Source organism: Paenibacillus sp. R-74696 (genome assembly GCF_055814915.1).
This window is the reverse complement of the sequence record NZ_JBPULM010000031.1, coordinates 231,239-252,368: the sequence shown is the minus strand read 5'-3', so window position 1 is coordinate 252,368 and position 21,130 is coordinate 231,239. Positions and strand designations below refer to the sequence as shown.

Annotated in this window: 17 protein-coding genes and 1 pseudogene; all 18 read right to left on the bottom strand. The window is 46.4% G+C overall.

Annotation, left to right across the window (positions count from 1 at the left end; genetic code table 11):
• Positions 1-12: 12 nt before the first annotated feature.
• The 18 genes and pseudogenes from ACSR9A_RS16080 to ACSR9A_RS15995 all read right to left on the bottom strand — a co-directional run bounded on the left by ACSR9A_RS16080 (position 13) and on the right by ACSR9A_RS15995 (position 21,002).
• Positions 13-573 (bottom strand): EndoU domain-containing protein, encoded by a 561-nt coding sequence (locus tag ACSR9A_RS16080; RefSeq protein WP_473758249.1) that lies wholly within the window; start codon positions 571-573, stop codon positions 13-15.
• A gap of 220 nt (positions 574-793) precedes the next feature.
• Entirely contained in the window at positions 794-1,183 is a 390-nt protein-coding gene (cdiI, locus tag ACSR9A_RS16075) for a ribonuclease toxin immunity protein CdiI (protein WP_473758248.1), read from the bottom strand.
• Positions 1,184-1,194: 11 nt separating this feature from the next.
• Positions 1,195-2,010, bottom strand: a complete 816-nt coding sequence (locus tag ACSR9A_RS16070) for a CdiA family toxin C-terminal domain-containing protein (RefSeq protein ID WP_473758247.1) — start codon at positions 2,008-2,010, stop codon at positions 1,195-1,197.
• A 64-nt stretch (positions 2,011-2,074) separates the two neighbouring features.
• A complete protein-coding gene (locus tag ACSR9A_RS16065; RefSeq protein ID WP_473758245.1) occupies positions 2,075-2,455 on the bottom strand; it encodes a hypothetical protein in 381 nt (126 codons plus the stop codon).
• 1,158 nt (positions 2,456-3,613) lie between these two features.
• The gene (gene cdiI / locus ACSR9A_RS16060) at positions 3,614-4,012 is read right to left on the bottom strand and encodes a ribonuclease toxin immunity protein CdiI (protein WP_473758244.1); all 399 of its coding nucleotides are present in this window, start codon (positions 4,010-4,012) and stop codon (positions 3,614-3,616) included.
• A 12-nt stretch (positions 4,013-4,024) separates the two neighbouring features.
• Positions 4,025-6,238, bottom strand: coding sequence for a CdiA family toxin C-terminal domain-containing protein (locus ACSR9A_RS16055; RefSeq protein ID WP_473758243.1), 2,214 nt, complete (start codon positions 6,236-6,238; stop codon positions 4,025-4,027).
• Positions 6,239-6,262: 24 nt separating this feature from the next.
• A complete protein-coding gene (locus ACSR9A_RS16050) occupies positions 6,263-9,661 on the bottom strand; it encodes a DUF5704 domain-containing protein (RefSeq protein ID WP_473758242.1) in 3,399 nt (1,132 codons plus the stop codon).
• Positions 9,662-9,675: 14 nt separating this feature from the next.
• Entirely contained in the window at positions 9,676-10,962 is a 1,287-nt protein-coding gene (locus ACSR9A_RS16045) for an S-layer homology domain-containing protein (RefSeq protein ID WP_473758241.1), read from the bottom strand.
• Between the two features lie 661 nt (positions 10,963-11,623).
• Positions 11,624-11,782: pseudogene (locus tag ACSR9A_RS16040) on the bottom strand (transposase); the annotation flags it as partial.
• A gap of 214 nt (positions 11,783-11,996) precedes the next feature.
• Positions 11,997-12,362, bottom strand: coding sequence for a ribonuclease toxin immunity protein CdiI (gene cdiI, locus ACSR9A_RS16035; RefSeq protein WP_473758239.1), 366 nt, complete (start codon positions 12,360-12,362; stop codon positions 11,997-11,999).
• 12 nt (positions 12,363-12,374) lie between these two features.
• Complete coding sequence (locus ACSR9A_RS16030) at positions 12,375-14,552, bottom strand: CdiA family toxin C-terminal domain-containing protein (RefSeq protein ID WP_473758238.1); 2,178 nt, start codon at positions 14,550-14,552, stop codon at positions 12,375-12,377.
• A gap of 112 nt (positions 14,553-14,664) precedes the next feature.
• Positions 14,665-15,942 (bottom strand): S-layer homology domain-containing protein, encoded by a 1,278-nt coding sequence (locus ACSR9A_RS16025; protein WP_473758237.1) that lies wholly within the window; start codon positions 15,940-15,942, stop codon positions 14,665-14,667.
• Positions 15,943-16,367: 425 nt separating this feature from the next.
• Positions 16,368-16,757 (bottom strand): (2Fe-2S) ferredoxin domain-containing protein, encoded by a 390-nt coding sequence (locus ACSR9A_RS16020; RefSeq protein WP_473758236.1) that lies wholly within the window; start codon positions 16,755-16,757, stop codon positions 16,368-16,370.
• 19 nt (positions 16,758-16,776) lie between these two features.
• Entirely contained in the window at positions 16,777-16,926 is a 150-nt protein-coding gene (gene rpmG, locus ACSR9A_RS16015; RefSeq protein WP_341281323.1) for a 50S ribosomal protein L33, read from the bottom strand.
• A gap of 45 nt (positions 16,927-16,971) precedes the next feature.
• Positions 16,972-18,207 carry a GTP-binding protein gene (locus tag ACSR9A_RS16010; protein WP_473758235.1) on the bottom strand — a complete coding sequence of 412 codons (1,236 nt, stop codon included), beginning with the start codon at positions 18,205-18,207 and terminating at the stop codon, positions 16,972-16,974.
• An 80-nt stretch (positions 18,208-18,287) separates the two neighbouring features.
• A complete protein-coding gene (locus ACSR9A_RS16005) occupies positions 18,288-19,406 on the bottom strand; it encodes a metal ABC transporter substrate-binding protein (RefSeq protein ID WP_473758234.1) in 1,119 nt (372 codons plus the stop codon).
• The gene (locus ACSR9A_RS16000; protein WP_473758233.1) at positions 19,390-20,349 is read right to left on the bottom strand and encodes a metal ABC transporter permease; all 960 of its coding nucleotides are present in this window, start codon (positions 20,347-20,349) and stop codon (positions 19,390-19,392) included. The genes ACSR9A_RS16005 and ACSR9A_RS16000 overlap by 17 nt, the downstream gene beginning before the upstream one ends.
• Entirely contained in the window at positions 20,286-21,002 is a 717-nt protein-coding gene (locus tag ACSR9A_RS15995) for a metal ABC transporter ATP-binding protein (RefSeq protein ID WP_473758231.1), read from the bottom strand. The genes ACSR9A_RS16000 and ACSR9A_RS15995 overlap by 64 nt, the downstream gene beginning before the upstream one ends.
• Between the last annotated feature and the right edge of the window lie 128 nt (positions 21,003-21,130).

The following is a 21,130-nucleotide window of genomic DNA, read 5'->3' as shown; positions in this document are numbered from 1 at the left end:
TTAAATGTAGAATTAAAAACCTGCAGGGCGAGATGCATTTACTGCCCCTGTTGGATAACCACTGGTCACATTTTCACCAGCTTTAATTACATCAACTTCAACACCATTAATAATTGCTCTATGCCAAGTTGCCCCATCTCTTAATCTTGTAGAAATAGCTGGTGTATTACCAACATCAGTTATGCTTTTTAAAATTTGTTCATCAGTCCAGAAATCTGGAAAGAGTGTACTTGTCTTAATTTTTGAAAGATTCCCATCTGGGAATTGTGTTGTAAACTTTACTTTTCTAGTTCCATCTGGGTTAATAGATATCTCTTCAACTGCATAATTTGAATTGTGGTTTGAAATTTCAGGAGAATGCCCCCCAATTAAGTCATTTTTATTTGGGCTTTTGCGTTGCCCTTCCAATATCTTAACTTCCATTTCTGGACTAATAACAGTCTTATTTGATGGTATAACATTACCAATATTACCCGTCCCCTCAGTTTTAACCTTAAACACTGCAAAAGGAAAGGGGATAACTTTTTCACAATTACCAACATTGTATTTGTTTGTTTTGCTTTCTGTTAGCACAGCAACCCTGTATTCCGCATCATACTTTAAAACATGCTATAAGTTCGCCGTAAATTAAGCTTTTTTGGTAGACCGTACATTTTGTCTAAACGCTAATTTGTTTGATGAATCCTGCTACGCATAAAATGCCACAATACGTGAGCTAACTCGCATTGTGGCATCGATGGTCTTATGGAAGTATCTTGTTGTTGGAGCTGTAAATGAGTTTTCTCAATCTATTTTACAAACTTTTTCTTCCCTCCAAATTTAGGTTAATTTTCATTTCTGTAAGATACTTTTCGATTTCTTGCTTATCTTGAGGATTATTTTTAATATATCTCCCTGCTGCTAAATCAAGATAATAGTATAGAACTTCATAATCTATAATTATCGAATCCTCTCCGTACTCGATTTCAACCCCTTCGAACTCTTCTTGAAATAAACTTTTATCAGATTCATCAAGATCACTCCAAAAAGTAAAGCCACCAAAATCTGTCCCATAACCAACTTTTTTGCTCACATACTTCATGGCATCTTTGTATGATTTTAATAAGTGACAGAAATTCACTAATTCCTCTATAGGCGAGTGTTCGATATTAATCAAGTCATCAGCATTTAATAATTTCTCCATTTTACTTCCTCCTAAGGTGTTGTTGGGAAAAACGAAGTTATCTTCCCATCTTCATAATATCCGACCCATACTACTCCCTTTGAATCTACTCCTATCCAAGTACGAGATAAGGTTCCTGTTGTCTCCTTCGCTAAAGCATTATTAGCAGCCTCTATACCCCTTTCGAGAAACTCTTTATCAGATATCACATTGGGATCATAAATAGTTTTCTTTAATACCTTAGTATTATAATTACCCGTTGGTTGTCTTGTTTTAGGATCTAACTCGGGCATGCTATATTCAATTTGTTTAACTCCTATCACTTCATTACCATTCGAATCATAAACTTTATTCTCACTAACTATTTTCACATCATTTTTATAAAACTCTTCGCTATTATGTGCACCAACGATTCCTTTCTTGTTCGGGTACTCGTTCCCATTTTTATCAAAAAATTCCCTATTCCTAATATGAGTCTCTAGCTCAGGGGTTGCTGTTATTGATATTTTACCAGCATTACCTGTCCCCTCAGCCTCTCGCTTCAGCCGCTCCATCTCTTCCAAATATCGTTTCTGCACTTCCGTTTTCGGGACTTCAATTGGCGACTTGTCGTTGGGAAATGAGTCCATGAAATGTATCCCATCAGGGGTCACAAGCTGATTGCCAGATCCTAGTCCTCGGTCACTTCCTGCACCCTCCGGTTTAACCTCTGGGCTTTTCGGTACCGTCGGTTCAATTCCTCCTGGCCCCTTCACTTTAAACGAGAACAATAAGCCGAGCACTCCGATTACATCCTGCACATGCTCCTTGGAATTCGGATTTTCCGGCGCAAATGCTCCCTGCACCATTCCGGTTAGGCCCACCAAAAAAAGAACCTTGAAAGGCTCATAGCCAGACTAGGTTCAAACAACTCTATTCTTTCAAAAATTCCACACTAATTCGGTCAACTTGGAATTCTACGACTTTGCCAATCAAATCAGGATAGTTAGCAAAATATTCATCTTCATCAGATATAACTATTCCTGCATCAATTGAATCTTCATTAAGGATACCACGGATATAATACTTAAAACTTGTGCCGATTCGTTCCATTTCTTTTTTACTATCATATATTTCACGAATATTTAACCCGTCTAAAATTACAAATCCTAGTGAAACAGAGTATTTTTCTCCTATTTCAATTTCATAAGGGCAAATAAACGCGAAACCTGTAAATTCTATTCCTTGTATTTCGAGTGTAACTTCCTCTTCAATGTGTGGGTCTAATCCTTTAACTAGAGCTAAATGCCTCATTTTTACTTCCCCTTTTCTTATTCAGCAGGGTTAATTACAGGAACATTCTCACCATTTATAGTTTTCCGGAATTTTTTACCACTTTGTGTATGGTATGTGGTAATTTCACCGTTATTGTTTGTCCCTACAAACTCAAACTTTGCGTTACCGTCCTTATTATTTCCCATAAATCTCACATATCCTGTTCGTGTTTCACCCTTATATTCCTACTGTACTTTTATTCCGTTGTTGATTACATTTTTTGCACCGTCAAGATACTCATCTGTATTTTTATAAATTCCGCCAAATTCGCCTCCATGCTTGTCGAAGTGACTTTCAGGTTTTGCACGGTCAGCAAAGTTAGAAGGAAGTTAAGTTTACCGAGCACCTCAGTGGAAAATAATAAACAGGTCAATCATGGTCGCATTTGACCATAATCGACCTGTTCTATACAAAGCAATCGCGTTATTTAGGACATAAAATTCAAGCTTTCTCTGTAGCCGAAATCTTAATGCAGGTATTACATGGGTTAGATGGGTTAGATGTGTTATTAATTAAATGTTGGGTTCATTCGATACTCCCCCACCATTACAAGGGAATAACCCCTCCTTAATGACTGGAGCACATGAATTAAATGATTTTCTAAGAACTGCACTAAAACAGGAAGAACGTCTCCCTCAACATACTGATAAACCGGATGGTCATTACCTTCTGAATAACAAAGTAGTTGAATTCATGCCCTTGGTGCATTAAAAGAACAAAAGCATCAGATGGTAAATTGAAAGTTTCTTAATTTGCCTCCAACAAATCTTCCGCTTCTTTTCTAAGTTCCAAAAGACTTTCTACATTGCCAAATAATATATCTGTTCCTCGAAATAATAATCCTGCATCATGACCAATTGCAAAAGAAATTCTCTATATTGGGTTGGTAAAACAGAACCTATCGCCACTTCAAACTCGGAAAATCCATGAATTTCATTGTTATTTGTTATTTTGTATTTATGCAATATACTTACTATCTCTTTCATTCACACTGATAGAGCTACCTTGTTTTGCTCGATTGATGAATTAATATTATTTCCATATAAGAAAAATATTAATTCAATTTCTTTATTAAATCAGAATACGAATTGCAAAATAATTTTCGACGCTCTATCACTAATTCGCCAATCCCAATCTTCATTCTTCAATACTATATTTATCTTTTATTCTTAATAAATATTCGCTTATTAAATCTTTCTGATCTGAGTTCTTTTCAATATAGAAATTACATGCTACTTGCAAGTAATCATACAGTTCTTTGTAACTGACAACATCATAATTATCATCTACACCATAATAAAACAAAACACTATTCTCGCCAAAGTAACCTTCATCCCCGACATCGTATTCATCTGAATATATAACTCCCATATAATCTCGTCTCTCAACATATTCGTTTAAAAAACCATCTAATACTTTAACAAGGTCATGCTCCAAAACAAAATCGCCAAGAACATCAATAACTGAGCCTTTTTCGAGTCCGTTTTCTTCGTACTTGAGAATAAACTTATTCTTATCATCGTAAACAGTGGTCATCATGGTATCTCCTTAATTTTCTCCAAATTTCAATACTGGATAAAAGTTTTCAATTACTCCAGTATCAATATTTTTTATTCCTTCAAACTTCAACCCATTACTTGAAACTCCTCGGATTATTTGCTTATTGCTTTGACTTTTTAATTGACTTACTCTTTGCGATTTTATTCCTTCTTCCATTGCCTCTTTTCCTAATCTTATAATATCGTCATTAGAAATTACATTAGGATCATATATAGTTTTTTTATGCGGTGGTTTATCCTCCTTGGGTATATCCTTAAATTCACCAGTACCTTTTCCTTTATAATCTTTTATTTCGACCTTCATTCTATATTCCAAATCATAAATACCAGGAATATCGGGATGTTCTAATTTATTCACCTCTACTAATGAGTACTTCCCATTTTCGTCAAAGAAAATCTTAAATTCATCGTAGTTATGACCACCACTAACCCCCTTCCAATCTGTTACTTTTTCTACCTTTCCAGTTAAATGTTCAAAATAATATCCCTCTTTATATTTAACTATACCCGTCCCCTCAGCCTCTCGCTTCAGCCGCTCCATCTCTTCCAAATATCGTTTCTGCACGTCTGTTTTTGGGACTTCAATTGGCGACTTGTTGTTAGGAAAGGAATCCATGAAATGTATTCCATCAGGCGTCACAAGCTGATTGCCAAATCCTAGTCCACGGCCACTTCCTGCACCCTCCGGTTTAACCTCTGGGCTTTTCGGAACCGTCGGTTCTATTCCTCCTGGCCCCTTTATTTTAACCGAGAACAATAAGCCGAGCACTCCAATTACATCCTGCACATGCTCCTTGGAATTCGGATTTTCTGGGGCAAAGGCTCCCTGTACCATCCCCGTTAGACCCAAGCTCAAATAATCCAAATATGCAGACACTGACTCATTCCGATTCGCCGTTCGATCAACATGTTCCTCCCATAGCGCTCCGGGTACACTGATCAAGCCCATCGTCGCGTGGTTAAAAAAATCATAGATGGAGTCGTTGCTCTTATTCGCTCGGTCTACATGAGCATTGTATAAATCCGTTGCAACTTCAGCTATGCTATTTCCGGTTTGCTTGATCGCAGCCCATTCCACTGCCGCTTGGTTTTTCAAAAAGCTCCAGTTCAGTTCAAGGGTCCGCATCGCATCCTGTCCAAACTTCTCCATCACGCCCGGCTTTTCCTCGACGACGACTTCCTTTGGCGGTGGATCATACTTACTTAATGCCTGCATGCTCTGCAAAATCGTCAGCACGTTCAGCAGCCCGCTTTTCACTTGCCCCTGCTGTACATCCGTTACTAATCCGCCCGCAGCGGTTCGAATCGTTTGCTGCAGTGCATGAATTTCCTTGAGCTGCACCCTCGCCAGTTCGCCCATTGGACCCTGCGTTTGCGCCATCATCACCATAAACAAATAACGTGCGTTGTCCGGCAGAGGCACCCGTGTCGTCAGATCCCCTTCCAGCGCAAAGGACGGATCATAGTCACACGCCAGCAACGGCACCTGCTTGAAATAACTCGTCATATTCACGTTGGGAGCAAAATAACTTTCCGCTATGCCAAGCGCCTTCAGCTTCTCCCGGCTGATTTCCGCCTGTTTATGCATCTCCGCCATCAGCAGATGATTCCCGAACTGCTTGTACACCGCATACGCTGTCTGTGCCTTCGCAATCAGATCACGCTCCGCGAATATAGCCTCCAGCTTCATTTCCGCATCCAGCTTCTCTGCCGCAGTCGCGCCTTGCAGGCCTGCGACCCGCCGCAGCTCCTTCACCAGCGGATCGCTCGACCAGCGGTCCCGGCTGGCTTGCGGCAATATACGGTCGATTAGATTCGTTACCATCGGACGGAAGGTCACGGGCACGGGTGTGTAGCTGCCGCCACCTGTCGTCCCTACCCGCTTCAACAGGTCAAAACGCTCCAGTCCGCTGAGCCCCTTCGCCAGCTGTTTCGCTTCCTGCGCCGCTTCCGCCTGCACCCGTTCGATGCCCTTCAGCGCTTTGCTGATCACTTCCATCATCTGCTCGGCTTCCTGCGTCAAAGTCGTCAGCTGCCTCTGAATCTGCTCCAGATTACCCAGCACTGGCAAGGGGCGATCCCAGCTCGCGATCTTCCCGCTCAACCGCCGCCGCAGCTCATCGGTGTCTGCCCCAATCTGAATCATCCGGCGCTGTAAATTTCTCACTTCATCTGGTTTAAATACAACCTGCTTGCCTGCCATTTCACACCTCCTCGCTTACCTGTTCTATCTCCCTGTGCCTTGGAAGTCATTGCGCACCGAGAAGCTTGATTCAAACATCGCGATATCCCCGTATTGAAAGCGATACGTCTGACCGCTATAGCTCACGCTACTAAGCGGCTGTCCTTCAATTTCCCACATATTCGCCATTGGCGCGTCATACCGAATTTCCGGATTCGCCTTGCGCTCCTGTTGGTAGGCACTCAGGTCAAAATGAACCATCAGGTAGCCGTTTTTCAAAAACGCTGCCTCACTGCCATTCAGCACCCCGCCATTTTGCCTTGCCACGTCCAAAATATTCGTGCCCTTCGGCAGCACATACGGCGCGATCGGCAAGCTGTACTCCCCATACCATCGCTGTACACTCCGCAGCGCTTGCACCGTATTCACACTTGCCGGTACCTGCGAGCCGCTTGGTCCCACTAGCGTACGGGACGCATACGACAGCTCTTCCAAGCTGTACCCCGCACTGATGACCGTTTTCCGCGTAATATAGTGCTTCCAGAATTTCTCCCAGGAAGCGCCAAATCGATTCGCTGGGGATAATAGATAATCATATTCATAGCTCGCTGCTTGGCTCAGCGAGGTCGTCGTCACTCCGCGCAGCAGATCCGCCAGCTGATACGTTCGGCTGTACAGCTCCTGATCCCGCGCCGAGCCGACCTTAATCAGCTTGTTCCGTGGGCCGGATACGTCGTAGTACAAGTCCACCTCCTGCGCGCTTCCGCCCTGCTTGCTCACAAACCAGAAGCTTGGCTGGATTTGGATGCCTGCGTCCTTGCCACTGTAGCTCCCGATCGTCTCAAAGTAGAACGAGATCGGGTACCCATTATGCGGCACCGTGGCCGCTTCCCTTGGATGCGAGCCTGGTCGAATCGGCAATAGCCGTGAAGGCTGGCTCGCTAGAGCCGTCTCTTCTCGGTCTTTCGTCCGTCCACCCGATTCATAGACGTAGCCCGAATGCTGCTTCGAGCCTTTCCCTGTGCGAAACACCGATTCATAGCGCAGGTCGCCAATGTCCGTGATGGTGAAATCCGAAATCCGGCCTTGCACTGTGAAGAGCAGCGTCCGGCTCGCTCCGTAGTTCGCGAGATCCCCATTGAAGTCGGTCTGATACGCCGATGAGCCATCTGGCGTATTAATCGCCCACGCCTGCGTCACCGCATCGTAGTTCCCTTCTGGTACCCAGACCGGAATGCGGTACGTTTGCTTCGCTGCTCCAACGGGATAATCGATCCACGTTTGCGCTGGATAGAAGGTGCTCCCGTGGTACACATCAAACGGGAATACAATTCGTTTGTTTCGCGTATATCTCGCATAGTCCCGGTTACCGTATCCGAGTTGGTTCAAATGCGGCGCTGTCTCGTCAAAGTCGACGGAAAACTCTCGTCCCAGTACAAGCACCGTTCGCGCCATATTTGGGATGACGCTTTGGTCAAAGCCCCGGTTTTCATCCGGTGCTTCAGAATCATTGACCACTGGGGTATGGACGGTCACTGTATTGAGCCCTTCAATCGGGAACGTTTGAACCTCCCCTTCGCCATTGATGCTCAGCAGGCTCTCGTACGACAGGATGCCATCACTCGGCTCATCCCGGCTGTTCGCCCGGGTGCCGGGTATGATCAATCCGCTCTCGTAGAGCACATCTTCCCCGATCTCCTCGCCTTCTACGATGTCGATCGGCTCTGGGGTTTCATCGTCCTGCTGCACGTCGTCCATGATGACGGAGCCGTCGAAATCTAGGCGGTCATTCCATACCTTAATTCGTCCAACCTGCCCCTCTGCTTCTTCGGTCCAGTCCTCCGACGGCACGCTCGGACGCTCGCTGCCGCCATCAAGCGTTTCGCCCGCCAACACTTTCGCACTGTATGGCGGCTTCTCCATATGCTCGGCCGTCACGCCTCCCTGCACATCCGGCGCGGTATAGCCGTTTGGCAGCAGCGTAATCGCCCCATAAGGCAGTGCATATTGATTCAGCGTCGCTTGCTTCAGTCCCCATGCATCGAACGTCGTAATTTCCCAATAGGAAAACGGCCGTTCCACCTCATATATCGTCGTTACCGTCTCGGATTCCTGATGACGGACCGTTCTCGTTCTCGGATTGCCATCCGAATCGGTCCCATCTGATTCCTCGGTCTGCCATTTCAGCGTATATGTTTTGGACACCGGAATTTTAAATGTACAAGTTCCTTCCTCTTGATCAAACGTATAGTCAAAGAGATACGCTTTGCCGAATACATTGGCATAAAGCGCGTCACTGCTTGGAATCCCCTTACTCACATCGAACTGCTCTGCCCCTCGCGCATCTGCCCGAATCTCGCCTCGAGCATCGGGCGTTATCGAGGTTTGGCTTCTACTTAGGCCGGGCGTCGGAACGCACATGTCCGAAGGCTCACAGCTTGCTCCTGTACACGCGGTAGCTCCCACCGTCAGTGTGATTCTCGCCGTGATGTTATACCCATTTGCCCCATCGTCTTTCCAGTTCGCTGTAATAACAGCCGAGCCTCGGCTATGTGCCGTTGCTAAACCAGTCTGTTCATCGACGGAAATGACGGCCGAGCGATCACTTTTCCACGTCACCCTATTCGTCATGTTCTGCCAGCCTAAAGGCTTAAAGCCATCCGTCTTTATTTCAGCTTTCATCTGACTTGTCGCTCCAATGGAGGCAGGCGAATCTCCAATAATTCGTATTTCTTTCGTTTGCTTATCGACCCCACGCCAAATTAATAATGTTTCAAAAATATAATGAACCCCATATTTCTGCCACACGCCTCCTGGTCTAAAAATCCCTAATGGATTGCTAATCTGATGATTTGGACCACCTGTGGTTACTTTATAGACCAAATAGTTTTTATTTGTTCTACCAGCATTCAGCCAATCTCCAAATGAACCTGGATATAGATGCATATTCACAAATCTATGTTCACTTGAATTGCTAGAGAGGAAATACTCCCCCGCCTGCATAGCATGTGCCTCGTTGTTTTTATCTACAAAGCTTCGTGGTGCATACAGAGACATATCCGTTACCCCAACGAATGAAGTTGGGACTGGATATGGATTCGTATTTCGATCTGCCCCCGTATTCATGTTAGCCGCATTAGCCAACCTAGGATAACCTTCAGCCTCTGACTCGGAGGATTCAGCCCTAAAGCTACCATCATCCAATTGGGTCCAAATGATTTTGGGCTTGACGATGTCTCCTGCTACTACTTTATAATGCTTATGCTGTTTGGAGCCTGTATACCCAGCAGACAGAGGCTCAAATGTAATATCGCCAGCTGGAGGAAGTTCAATTTCACCAGCTTGAATCGTTTCATCCCCAACAGCTGCAGCAACAAAATTTGCTGACCCTGTAGCAATTAGAACCAATAAAACACCCATTACTACAAAAAAATTTCTCACCATTTCATCTTCCCCGCTTATTTTCTGTTCAGCATTATTGTTCCAACGGTTCCATCAGCCGCAGTAATCCATTGCATACCATATGTAGAACCAATAGTGGTCCAGATCGTTCTCGGTTTTCCCACTTGTAAAAAGTCTGAAAAGTCGTTGTATTTTGTATGAGAACCATAATTTCTTGGTACCGTTTCATATCCAAACCGCTCAGGTGAATCACCAAAAATAACTGATCCTCCTAAAAAATCATAACTATCTTGATATTCATCGGGGTATTTCATCTTCTTTTCAGCCGTAACAGTTGTCTCCGTATAAATGAGAAAAGTTGCTCCCATTCTTGTATCAAACATACTTCCATAGATACCTCTCTCCTCCGTTCCCAACGGTTTCGAAATATCTACTACTATCATTTTATGTAAAATAAAGCTGCCCCGTTTCCCCTTCATAATAAATTTTTTCCCCATGATGTTATAAACAGGTGCCACAACATCCTTACTATCTTTGGACCATGTTGCATTGCCAAGGCTAACCGCATTCGTACCATACAGTCCAACTTCTCTCAATTCATTTAATCCTCTATAGCTTTCCGCCTTGCTTCCTTCAATTCTCAAATAGCGATAAAGCATGACCGCAACCTCTGCTCGCGTCGTTGTATTTTCCAGTCCAAAGCTGTCATCTGGATTTCCTTTCATCAATCCTGTTCCACGTGCAAGAGCGATGTATGGCGTTTGGGTTTTGCTAATACCTGTCTTATACGTCTCGGTAAATGGCAATAACGTACCTTCTACCTCTTTCAATGCCGTTTCAAAACTAGCTTCACTGCGCACTAGGCCCTGTGAAAACCACTTTGCCATATCATATCGAGTCATCGCTTCATTGGGTTTAAACTTGCCTCCTGGCGCATCGCCTGCCTTAATAAAACCAGCTCCTACTGCGCCCTCAATAGCACTTGCTGCCCAATAGCCGCTCGGTACATCTGTAAAGCTCAGCTTGCTTCCATCCTTTTTATTTTTCGTTATTCGTACAAGCACACTCGCAAGTTCAGCACGTGTAATGAGTCCATTAGGCTTAAACGTTCCATCCGAGTATCCCTTAAGATATCCATCCGCTATTGCCTGCTTGATCGTCGCTTCTGCCCAGTGCCCCTTTATATCCTTAAAGCTTGCAGCACTAGTGCTCGCATACACCTGCCGATTTTTCAATGCTTCTTGGTTTGGCATAGTTGCTTCATTCGCCGCAGCCATACCGCCTTGCAGCAATATACTGATAGAAACGACCCCAGCTATTATATTTTTCGCCTGTCTTTTCATTTCTCATTTCTCCTTGTTTATAAAGTATATATATGAAATATAGAACTTCATTTTCAATTATTTACCTTACCCATTATTACATCAAAATACCTAATTTTCCACCTATTTTTGTGTATATAGTATGAGATTTTGCATGTTAAGTCCCGGTATCTTAGCTTAAAAGAGAGGATTATCAAAAATTACTTACTATTATTCATGCAAAATTCACTTCGTTTTCATGCATGTCTAGATTTAAAATCTATATATCCTTCCGAGGGATAATAATCCAAATAAACGATCTAATATGCACAGAGAATGTTATTTCAGGAAAATCGGATAGGGATATAAAAAAAATCGTAATTACTTAAGTATCACTTAAAACGTGAACTGTCTAAGAAGACAACAGCGAGGGAAACGAAAATGGGGGAAGCGATTTTCCTATCGTTGGAATATTCCAATTACTACCATTATATCAATTTACTTGTCGCTCTGTTAGAGTTGCCACCCGATACTCTGTCTTGTTCTTCATCATACTGTAGTTGATGTTTACAAGCCTTCTCATATGAGGGCTTGTTTCTTCGTCTTGCACTCTACTAGCTTCCGATGATAGTAGTCGTAAAACAACGGATTTCACTGTTGCTTGTTGCTTCCTTTTGCCACTTGGATTTACTGAACGGCTAGGTTATGGAAGATGGCACTCAGTACAGGATTTCCTTGTCCACTGGCTTGGTCCGCCTAAACTAAAATGGACACGGGTGATTCCGGCAAAACAGGCTAGCTTGTCAGCGTTAGAGAATCGACGAATATCTCCGATTTCAGCAATCAGTTCCGCCGCTGTAACGGTGAAGCGAACATAATAAAAACAGGTTAATCATGGTCGTATCTGACCATAATCAACCTGTTCATTGTAACGGAATAGAGTTATTTAGGTTATAAAATTAAAGCATTGTAGTGCGTAAAAGAAAATGACGAAATCTTTATACGGGTATTACACGGGTTATTTGTGTTTTTAGTTAGATGATGAATACATTCTTCACTAGGTAGCCCCCTACTACTTATACGATTTTAAACTTTCGTTTAAATTCATATAATCGAGAGTCAACTACATCCTTATCATCAGAATGCTTTAACAAATATACTTCACTTGCTTCTTTAAGATAAAAAAAGAAACTGGAGTAATCTAGTACGACGGTTACATCTTCATCAACTGCAGGACGGTCAAAAAAATAGCAAACCCCCTCTTCTCCGAAGTACCCTTCTTCCCACTCTTCTAGTTCACTTGCAAATAAACACCATATATGCTCATTACCAAAACCCTGCCCGTTACAATGCTTTTCCAACGCTTTAATAAAGTTCCCATCTCCGATAGAAAAATAATAAAGATCTATCAGTTTTTTTTCAGAAATATTTTCATTTGTCATATTGTTACCTCCCTATTTCCCCTCAAATGAAGGATGGAAATTTGTAATGTTCCCACTTTCATCAAGGTATCCCGTAAATCTAAGTCCATTAGAGGAATATCCAGTCACTAATCTCCCATTAATCACACCATTCTCCATAGCCTCTTTGCCCCATACAATCATTTGTTCATTTGAAATCACATTTGAATCATAGACTGTCTTTGGTTGAGGGATATTTTTATATTGACCAGGCACTACCTTCAATTCCCTGTCTAATGCAGGAAGTCTGTACTCTATTTCATAAACCCCAGGAACAGTAGAGTGCGGAGTTCTTGAAACAATAACATCATCTAGCTTCCAGCCTTGATCTGTCAGAATTTTCTCAAAATTTTCTAAATTATGACCTCCAACAACGCCTTTATTCCCTTTTCTAACAATCCCTTGTGCATTTGTCATGTGATCATCAAATCCATTTACAAACTCGAAATTGTTCTTTATTACTGGGACAGAATTACCCGTCCCCTCAGCCTCTCGCTTCAGCCGCTCCATCTCTTCCAAATACCGTTTCTGCACGTCTGTTTTCGGAACTTCAATTGGCGACTTGTTGTTAGGAAAAGAGTCCATGAATTGGAAGCCTTCAGGGGTCACAAGCTGATTGCCAAAGCCTAATCCACGGTCACTTCCTGCACCCTCCGGTTTGACTGTTGGGCTTTTCGGTACTGTTGGTTCCATCCCTCCTGGTGCCTTTATTTTAACCGAAAACAATAAGCCGAGCACTCCGATTACATCCTGCACATGCTCTTTGGAATTCGGATTTTCCGGCGCAATTGCTCCCTGTACCATCCCCGTTAGACCCATGCTCAAATAGTCCACATAGGCAGACACCGACTCATTCTTATTCGCCGCCCGATCAACATACTCTTTCCAAAATGCCTCTGGCACACTAAGCAAGCCCATCGTCGCATGGTTAAAAAAATCATAGACCGAGTCGTTGCTCTTGTTCGCTCGTTCTACATGAGCATTGTATAAATCCGTTCCCACTTCAGCTATGCTATTTCCGGTTTGCTTAATCGCAGCCCATTCCACTGACGCTTGGTTTTTTAGCACGCTCCAGTAGATCTCAAGGCTACGCATCGAATCCTGCCCAAACTTCTCCAGCATGCCCGGCTTTTCCTCGACGATAACTTCTTTTGGTGGGGGATCGTATTTACTTAATGCCTGCATGCTCTGCAAAATCGTCAGCACGTTCAGCAGCCCGCTTTTCACTTGCCCCTGCTGTACATCCGTTACTAATCCTCCAGCCGCTGTTCGAATCGTTTGCTGCAGCGCATGAATCTCCTTGAGCTGCACCCTCGCCAGTTCGCCCGTCGGACCCTGTGTTTGCGCCATCATCACCATAAACAAATAGCGAGCGTTGTCCGGCAGCGGCACCCGTGTCGTCAGGTCTCCTTCCAGCGCGAACGACGGATCATAGTCACACGCCAGCAGCGGCACCTGCTTGAAATAGCTCGTCATATTCACATTTTGGGAAAAATAGCTCTCTGCTACGCCAAGTTCCTTCAGCTTCTCTCGACTAATCTCCGCCTGTTTATGCACTTCTGCCATAAGCAGATGATTGCCAAACTGCTTGTACACCGCATACGCCGTCTGCGCCTTCGCGATCAAATCCCGCTCGGCGAATATCGCCTCCAGCTTCATTTCCGCATCCAGCTTTTCTGCTGCTGTCGCGCCTTGCAGGCCTGCGACCCGCCGCAGTTCCTTCACCAACGGATCGCTCGACCAGCGGTCTCGGCTGGCTTGCGGCAAGATCCGGTCGATCAGATTCGTCACCATCGGACGGAAGGTGATCGGAACGGGCGTGTAGCTGCCGCCGCCTGTTGTCCCTACACGCTTCAATAGGTCAAAACGCTCCAGCCCGCTCAGCCCCTTCGCCAGCTGCTTCGCTTCCTGCGCCGCTTCCGCCTGCACCCGCTCGATGCCTTTCAGTGCTTTGCTGATCACTTCCGTCATCTGCTCCGCTTCCTGCGTCAAGCCCGTCAACTGCCTCTGAATCTGCTCCAGGCTGCTCAGCATCGGCAAAGAGCGATCCCAGCTCGCGATCTTCCCGCTCACCCGCCGTCGCAGCTCATCCGTGTCCGCTCCGATTCGCACCATCTGCTGCTGCAGGCGCCTCACTTCATCCGGTTTAAATACAACCTGCTTTCCAGCCATTGTACTCCTCCTCGCTCACTCGTTCTATCTCCCGGTGCCTTGGAAGTCATTGCCCACCGAGAAGCTCGATTCAAACATTGCTATAGCCCCAGTTGATCTGCATCTCCACTCATTACTCTCTATTCAATTTTATAGTCCCTACAGTACCGTCAGCCGCAGTAATAAATTGCATACCGATAATACCAGTAGCAGTCCATACCCTTCTTGGTTTCCCTACTTGTAAAAAGTCAGAAAAATCCTTGTATTCTAGTCCATAAAATCTTGGTAAGGTTTCGTAACCAAATTGTTCTGGAGCATCACCAAGTATGACTGTTCCCGTTAACACACTATAGCTATCCCCATACTCAGTAGAATATTTCATTTTCTTCTCAGCGGTGACGGTTGCTTCCGTGTATACTCCAAACGTATCGTATACTGCTTGATAAAACATGTTTCCATAGATACCTCTATCTTCGGTTCCCAACGGTTTCGAAATATCCACAATTATCATTCGATTTAAAACAAACGTGCCCCGTTTCCCCTTCATAATAAATTTTTTCCCCATAATGTTATAAACAGGTGCCACAACGTCCTTACTATCTTTGGACCATGTTGCATTGCCAAGGCTAACTGCATTCGTACCATACAGTCCAACTTCTCTCAATTCATTCAATCCTCTATAGCTTTCCGCCTTGCTTCCTTCAATTCTTAAATAGCGGTAAAGCATGACCGCAACCTCTGCACGCGTCGTTGTATTTTCCAGTCCAAAGCTGTCATCTGGATTTCCTTTCATTAGTCCCGTTCCCCGTGCAAGAGCGATGTAAGGCGTTTGGGTTTTACTAATACCGGTCTTATACGTCTCGGTAAATGGCAATAACGTACCTTCTACCTCTTTCAATGCCGTTTCAAAACTAGCTTCACTGCGCACCAGTCCCTGTGAAAACCACTTCGCCATATCATATCGGGTCATCGCTTCATTTGGTTTAAACTTGCCCCCCGGCGCATCGCCTGCCTTAATAAAACCAGCTCCTACTGCGCCCTCAATAGCACTTGCTGCCCAATAGCCGCTCGGTACATCCGTGAAGCTCAGCTTGCTTCCATCCTTTTTATTCTTCGTTATCCGTACGAGCACACTGGCTAGTTCAGCACGTGTAATAAGGCCATTGGGCTTAAACGTTCCATCCGAATACCCCTTAAGATATCCATCCGCTATTGCCTGCTTGATCGTCGCTTCTGCCCAGTGCCCCTTTATATCCTTAAAGCTTGCAGCACTAGTGCTCACATACACCTGTCGATCTTTCCATATATCTTGGTTTGGCCCATTTGCTTCTTTCGCCGCAGCCATACCGCCTTGCAGCAATATACTGATAGAAACGACCCCAGCTAATATATTTTTTACCTGTCTTTTCATTTCTCATTTCTCCTTGTTTATAAAGTATATATATGAAATATAGAACTTCATTTTCAATTATTTACCTTACCCATTATTACATCAAAATACCTAATTTTCCACCTATTTTTGTGTATATAGTATGAAATTTTGAATTCCAAGTCTCGATATCCTAACTTTAAAGAGAGGATTATCAAGAATTACTTACTATTATTCATGCAAAATTCACTTCTCTTTCATGCATGTCTAGATTTAAAATCTATATATCCTTCCGAGGGATAATAAACCAAATAAACGAACTAATAGGGATAGAGAATGTTATTTCAGGAAAATCGGATAGGGATATAAAAAAATTAGTAGAATCGATTAACAATAATGAACAAAAAAAGCATAACGCTGTCATTCAGCGTTATGCCCTCTGCTTTTACCTATGCTTCTCCACTTGCTTAAGCTCTTTCAACTTTCTTCACAACCGGCTTGCTAATGCCTTCCGCCGCACTGCCCGTCGCTGTGAAGCAATCCGCTTCGTAGTTATACGAGATTCGCTCCGGCAGCGGCATCCGATTGCCATCAAGCAGTCCGCGAACGAGCTCGCGGCCAAGCTCTGGGGTCATGCCGTTATACCAGTTGCCGTCGGGATAGACGACCACATTGCATGCATCCTCGCATCTGCCGTTGCACATCGTCTTCGTCGTATGGACGAAAGAATCCGCTTCGCGCCTCGCAAGCTCCTCACGGATGGCGAGCGTTACCTCTTCCGCGCCGCTGCGTTTACAGCTGCCTCCGTTGCATAGAAGCAGATGATGGCGCGTATGCGTCAGGTTCCAAGTTGCCATCCTCTGGAAGCCTCCTTTCCTACCTCGTTTCCCGGTGCACAGTCACCCGCCCCAAGGCGGGACTGTATTTGCGCAGCTCCAGCCGCTCCGGGGTTGTACGTTTATTTTTGGAGGTCGTGTAGTTGCGGTCACCCGTCTCCGTGCATGCCAGCGTTACAGTAACTCTCATTAGGCTCACCTCCTTTTATAACATACTTTTCAACGGCCTGTCTCCTTAATTTATGGCGCAAGCTTCCTGCTGCGACTGCGGAAATGGATCGAAAAGGCTGTTCCAATCCTGCTTCATCTCTTCCTTCGTAAGCAAACACTGGTCAAGCGTTGCTTCAATCTCGGCGTGCTGCAAATCGATACCGATGAACACAACCTTATTGATTCGGTCACCATACATCGGATGCCAGCTGCCCGCAAGTTCAGGCTCCTCCTCAAGCAGCAAGTGCTGCTCAGGCTCGGGAAGCGCGGCCACCCACAGTCCAGCAGGGCCAAATTGAATCGACGGCCCCGCCTGGCTAATGCTCTGCGCCTGCAAGCTGCGGGTTGCCAGCCACATAATGCCCTTTGCCCGAACGATAGCTTCCGGCCACTCCTCCATCCAGCGCATTAACCGTTCCGGATGAAAAGGCTTCGCCCGCAAATAAACGAATGAGCCAATTCCGTATTCCTCTGTTTCTGGCGTATGGACAGGCGCATTCAGCTCCCGCATCCAGCCAGCCGATACGCTGGCTTCTTCAAAGTTGAATCTGCCGGTATTCAAAATTTCCGCAGGATCAACCTTGCCCCGCTCGGTGCGAATCAGCTTGGCGCGCGGCTGCAGCGTGCGAAGCACGCCCTCCAGCTCGTCCAAATCCTCATCGCTGACCAGATCGCATTTATTAAGCAGCAGCACATCGCAAAATTCAATTTGGTCAATCAGCAGATCAACGACCTCTCGATGGTCTTCCTCATGCGCCCCCTGACTGCGTTCAAGCAGCGTCTCGCCCGAGGAATAATCGTGCCAGAAGCGGTACGCATCAACGACCGTCACCATGCAGTCCAAGCGGCAAAATTGCGACAGGTCAATTCCCTGCTCCTCATCAATATAGGTGAACGTTTGGGCAACGGGAACCGGCTCGCCCACGCCCGTCGATTCGATCAATATATAATCAAAGCGCTCCTGCTTCGCCAGCCGCTCTACCTCGCGCAGCAAATCTCCGCGCAGCGTGCAGCAGATGCAGCCATTCGACATTTCCACCAGCTGCTCATCGGTGCGGGACAGCCCGCCTTCTTTTTGAACCAAAGCCGCATCGAGATTGACCTCGCTCAGATCATTGACGATAACCGCCACGCGAAGGCCATCGCGATTGTTCAGCACATGGTTGAGAATCGTCGTTTTCCCTGCTCCTAGATAACCGCTCAGCACCGTCACCGGAATTTTAAAATCTGCTTGCTTCTTCACTGCTGCTTCCTTGTCCATTCGTTTTCACGCTTCCCTTCATATATATAGCTTGGCATAAATGCGATAACATCGGTCTCTTGCTGTGGCTTCAATCTGCCTTATTCGTTCAAAGCAAGCTTCAGTGCTTCCAGATTGTTTTTCATCACGCCAATATAATCGAGCCCGTCTGCCGTTTCTTCCTCAGTCAGCCCTTCCAGCGGGTTCAGCACCGCTGTCTTGGCGCCGATTTCGCTCGCAATGGTGCTGGCGATTTTCGGATCAACCAACGTTTCGAAAAAAATCGTTTTTATTTGCTGCTCCTTCGCTAGCTTCACAATTTCCGCCATTTGCTCAGGGGAGGGCTCCTGGTCAGGAGACAGGCCGGAAATCGGCACCTGCGTCAAGCCGTATTCACGCGCCAAATAGCCAAAAGCCGCATGCTGCGTAACGAACTCGGTACGCTTCGCCCCTGCAAGCCCAGCCTTATACGCATCGTCCAGCTCTTTGAGCTTGGCAATATAGGCATCTGCATTCGCTTTATATTGGTCCGCATGGGCGGGATCTGCTTTCGCAAACGCCTCTTGAATGGCCGCAACTTCTGCCTGTGCCAGCTTCGGACTCAGCCATACATGCGGATCGAGACTATGCTCATGATCGTGATCATGTTCCTCTTCCTCATGGGCAGTCTCCTCGTGCTCGGCAGCATGGTCGTGCTCATGTTCCGCATCCGCAGCTGCATCATCCGAGGCACCGTGCGCTTCTTCCCCATGCGAATGCTCGTCCTCCCCGCCCTCGGCTAATTCAATGCTGCTGCTCGCTTCCACGACGAAACGTTTCTCATTTGCCGCGCTTTCCAGCGCCTGCTCCGCCCAGCCTTCTACGATGCCGTTATATACGAACACATCCGCTTCTTTCAGCACCGCCATGTCCTTGGCACTTGGCTCCCAGTCATGCGGCTCGGTGCCGGCCGGAATAAGCGCCGTTACATCAGCGTATTCCCCGCCCACCTGCTTACTGAACTCATACATCGGATAAAAGGTAGTTACGACCTGCAGCTTCTTCGCTTCCGTCTCCCCAACAGCTGGCGAAACGCTCGCTTCAGAGGAAACGGCACTTCCGTTATTTGCTTGCGCGCCAACTGTATTTGCCCCATTCGTGCTTCCAGCCGCGCCACATCCCGATAGCAGCAGCACCGCTGCGATTAAGAACAAAGAAAATTTGCTAAACATAACTTTCATTTTCTGTACCTCCATGTGTGTGAGTTGCTGATGCATCCAGCTTGCTGCTCTTCATGCGGGGAAAAGCGTCCTGCTTCGCCACTTGCCCCGTTTTATGGTTGTTGATGATGGTGCGATTTTGCCGATTGCCCAGCTTCCCGGCTATAACGTATGCCTTTTTCAATACAATGCCTAAGATCAGCAGCGCGAGCAAAAATAGTGCGATCGTTCCGCCCGGCGGCGTTCCCAGCTCGTAAGAGGCGGTCAGTCCCGAGAATACGCCCGCCACCCCGACCACCATCGCAATAATGAGCGCTGCCGCAAAGCTGCGGGCAAGCCGTACCGCCAGCGCCGCAGGCAGCACGATTAGCGCCGATACGAGCAGCACGCCTACAATTGGCATAGCCGCAGCGACAATCATGCCCGTCACCACGCTGAACAGCATGGAGATGAGTCGGACAGGAATGCCACTTGCTTGCGCCGTTTCCTCGTCGAACGCCATCTGATACAGCGGTCTGCGCAGCAATATAAAAAAACTCGCTCCTACAGCCGCTGCTCCAAGCATCAGCATAAGCTCAGTTTCGTTCACCGCGACGACAGAGCCGAATAAATAGGAGGAGAAGCTTTTGTTCATCCCTTTATTCAGCCCCATCAGCACAACGGCGCTCGACAAGCCGCCAATCATAATAATGGCAATCGACATTTCGCTGTAGGCCCGGTATGAGCGCCGAATATATTCAACGGCAATCGCTCCTGCTACAGCAGCAGCGAACCCGGCGTAGGAAGGATTCCAGCCTAGATAGGCCCCCGCGGCAACGCCAGCTAATGATACATGCGAAAGCATATCCGCCATCAGCGCCTGCCGTCTCAGCATTAAATGCACGCCAAGCACAGAGGCAACTAAAGCGATGATGCCTCCGGCGCAAAATGCCCGCTGCATGAAGTCGTAGTGCAGCATTTCCATCCTCCCTCCCCCTTCCGTTCCAGCTCAATGATGCGGTCCAAATACGGACGGACCTCTTCGAGTCCATGGGTCACCATCACAACCGTCCGCCCATGAGCCTGCACATGATGAAACATTAATTCGTAAAAGCCTTTACGGCTTGCTTCATCCATTCCGGTTGTCGGCTCATCCATGACGAGCAGGTCGGGCTGCTGTGCCAGCGCTCTGGCGATGCACACCCGCTGCTTCTGTCCGCCGGACAGCTCGCCGATTTTGCGGCCGCGCTGCTCCCACATGCCGACCTGGCGCAGCGCCTCCTCGGCACGGGCTCGTTCCTGTGGCCGCATCCGCCGCAGCCAAGCTCCGCTTTCGTATGCGCCAGACCTGACGAACTCCAGCACCGTGCTTGGAAAGCCGCTGTTAAAAGCTGCGATCTGCTGCGGCACATAACCAATCACGAGCTTCTTGCCGCTCGCGCCGAGCTTCGCCAAGTAAACCTCTCCACTCCACGGCTTCAGCAAGCCCAGCACCAGCTTAAGCAGCGTCGTCTTCGAGGCGCCGTTGGGCCCGGTTACCGCTATAAATTCACCGGCATGAATGTCCATATCCGCCTCATTCAGACTCGGTACGCTGCCGTAGCCGAACACGACATTATTTAATGAAGCAATCTGCACGCGGTCTCTCCCCTTTCGCTCCAATGCTATTTTTCAAAAAAAGATAACAATGTATAAGTTTCACTCTCGAAACGGTAGCTTTGCCGCCAGTGGATGGCGACAGCCGTTTGCATTTAATCGTAATAATT

Bases quoted from the DNA above. Each gene is read 5' to 3' on its own strand.
- cdiI (WP_473758248.1), bottom strand. From the start codon at position 1,183: ATGGAGAAATTATTAAATGCTGATGACTTGATTAATATCGAACACTCG.
- ACSR9A_RS16070 (WP_473758247.1), bottom strand. From the start codon at position 2,010: ATGGTGCAGGGAGCATTTGCGCCGGAAAATCCGAATTCCAAGGAGCAT.
- ACSR9A_RS16065 (WP_473758245.1), bottom strand. From the start codon at position 2,455: ATGAGGCATTTAGCTCTAGTTAAAGGATTAGACCCACACATTGAAGAG.
- cdiI (WP_473758244.1), bottom strand. From the start codon at position 4,012: ATGACCACTGTTTACGATGATAAGAATAAGTTTATTCTCAAGTACGAA.
- ACSR9A_RS16055 (WP_473758243.1), bottom strand. From the start codon at position 6,238: ATGGCAGGCAAGCAGGTTGTATTTAAACCAGATGAAGTGAGAAATTTA.
- ACSR9A_RS16050 (WP_473758242.1), bottom strand. From the start codon at position 9,661: ATGGTGAGAAATTTTTTTGTAGTAATGGGTGTTTTATTGGTTCTAATT.
- ACSR9A_RS16045 (WP_473758241.1), bottom strand. From the start codon at position 10,962: ATGAAAAGACAGGCGAAAAATATAATAGCTGGGGTCGTTTCTATCAGT.
- cdiI (WP_473758239.1), bottom strand. From the start codon at position 12,362: ATGACAAATGAAAATATTTCTGAAAAAAAACTGATAGATCTTTATTAT.
- ACSR9A_RS16030 (WP_473758238.1), bottom strand. From the start codon at position 14,552: ATGGCTGGAAAGCAGGTTGTATTTAAACCGGATGAAGTGAGGCGCCTG.
- ACSR9A_RS16025 (WP_473758237.1), bottom strand. From the start codon at position 15,942: ATGAAAAGACAGGTAAAAAATATATTAGCTGGGGTCGTTTCTATCAGT.
- ACSR9A_RS16020 (WP_473758236.1), bottom strand. From the start codon at position 16,757: ATGGCAACTTGGAACCTGACGCATACGCGCCATCATCTGCTTCTATGC.
- rpmG (WP_341281323.1), bottom strand. From the start codon at position 16,926: ATGAGAGTTACTGTAACGCTGGCATGCACGGAGACGGGTGACCGCAAC.
- ACSR9A_RS16010 (WP_473758235.1), bottom strand. From the start codon at position 18,207: ATGGACAAGGAAGCAGCAGTGAAGAAGCAAGCAGATTTTAAAATTCCG.
- ACSR9A_RS16005 (WP_473758234.1), bottom strand. From the start codon at position 19,406: ATGAAAGTTATGTTTAGCAAATTTTCTTTGTTCTTAATCGCAGCGGTG.
- ACSR9A_RS16000 (WP_473758233.1), bottom strand. From the start codon at position 20,349: ATGGAAATGCTGCACTACGACTTCATGCAGCGGGCATTTTGCGCCGGA.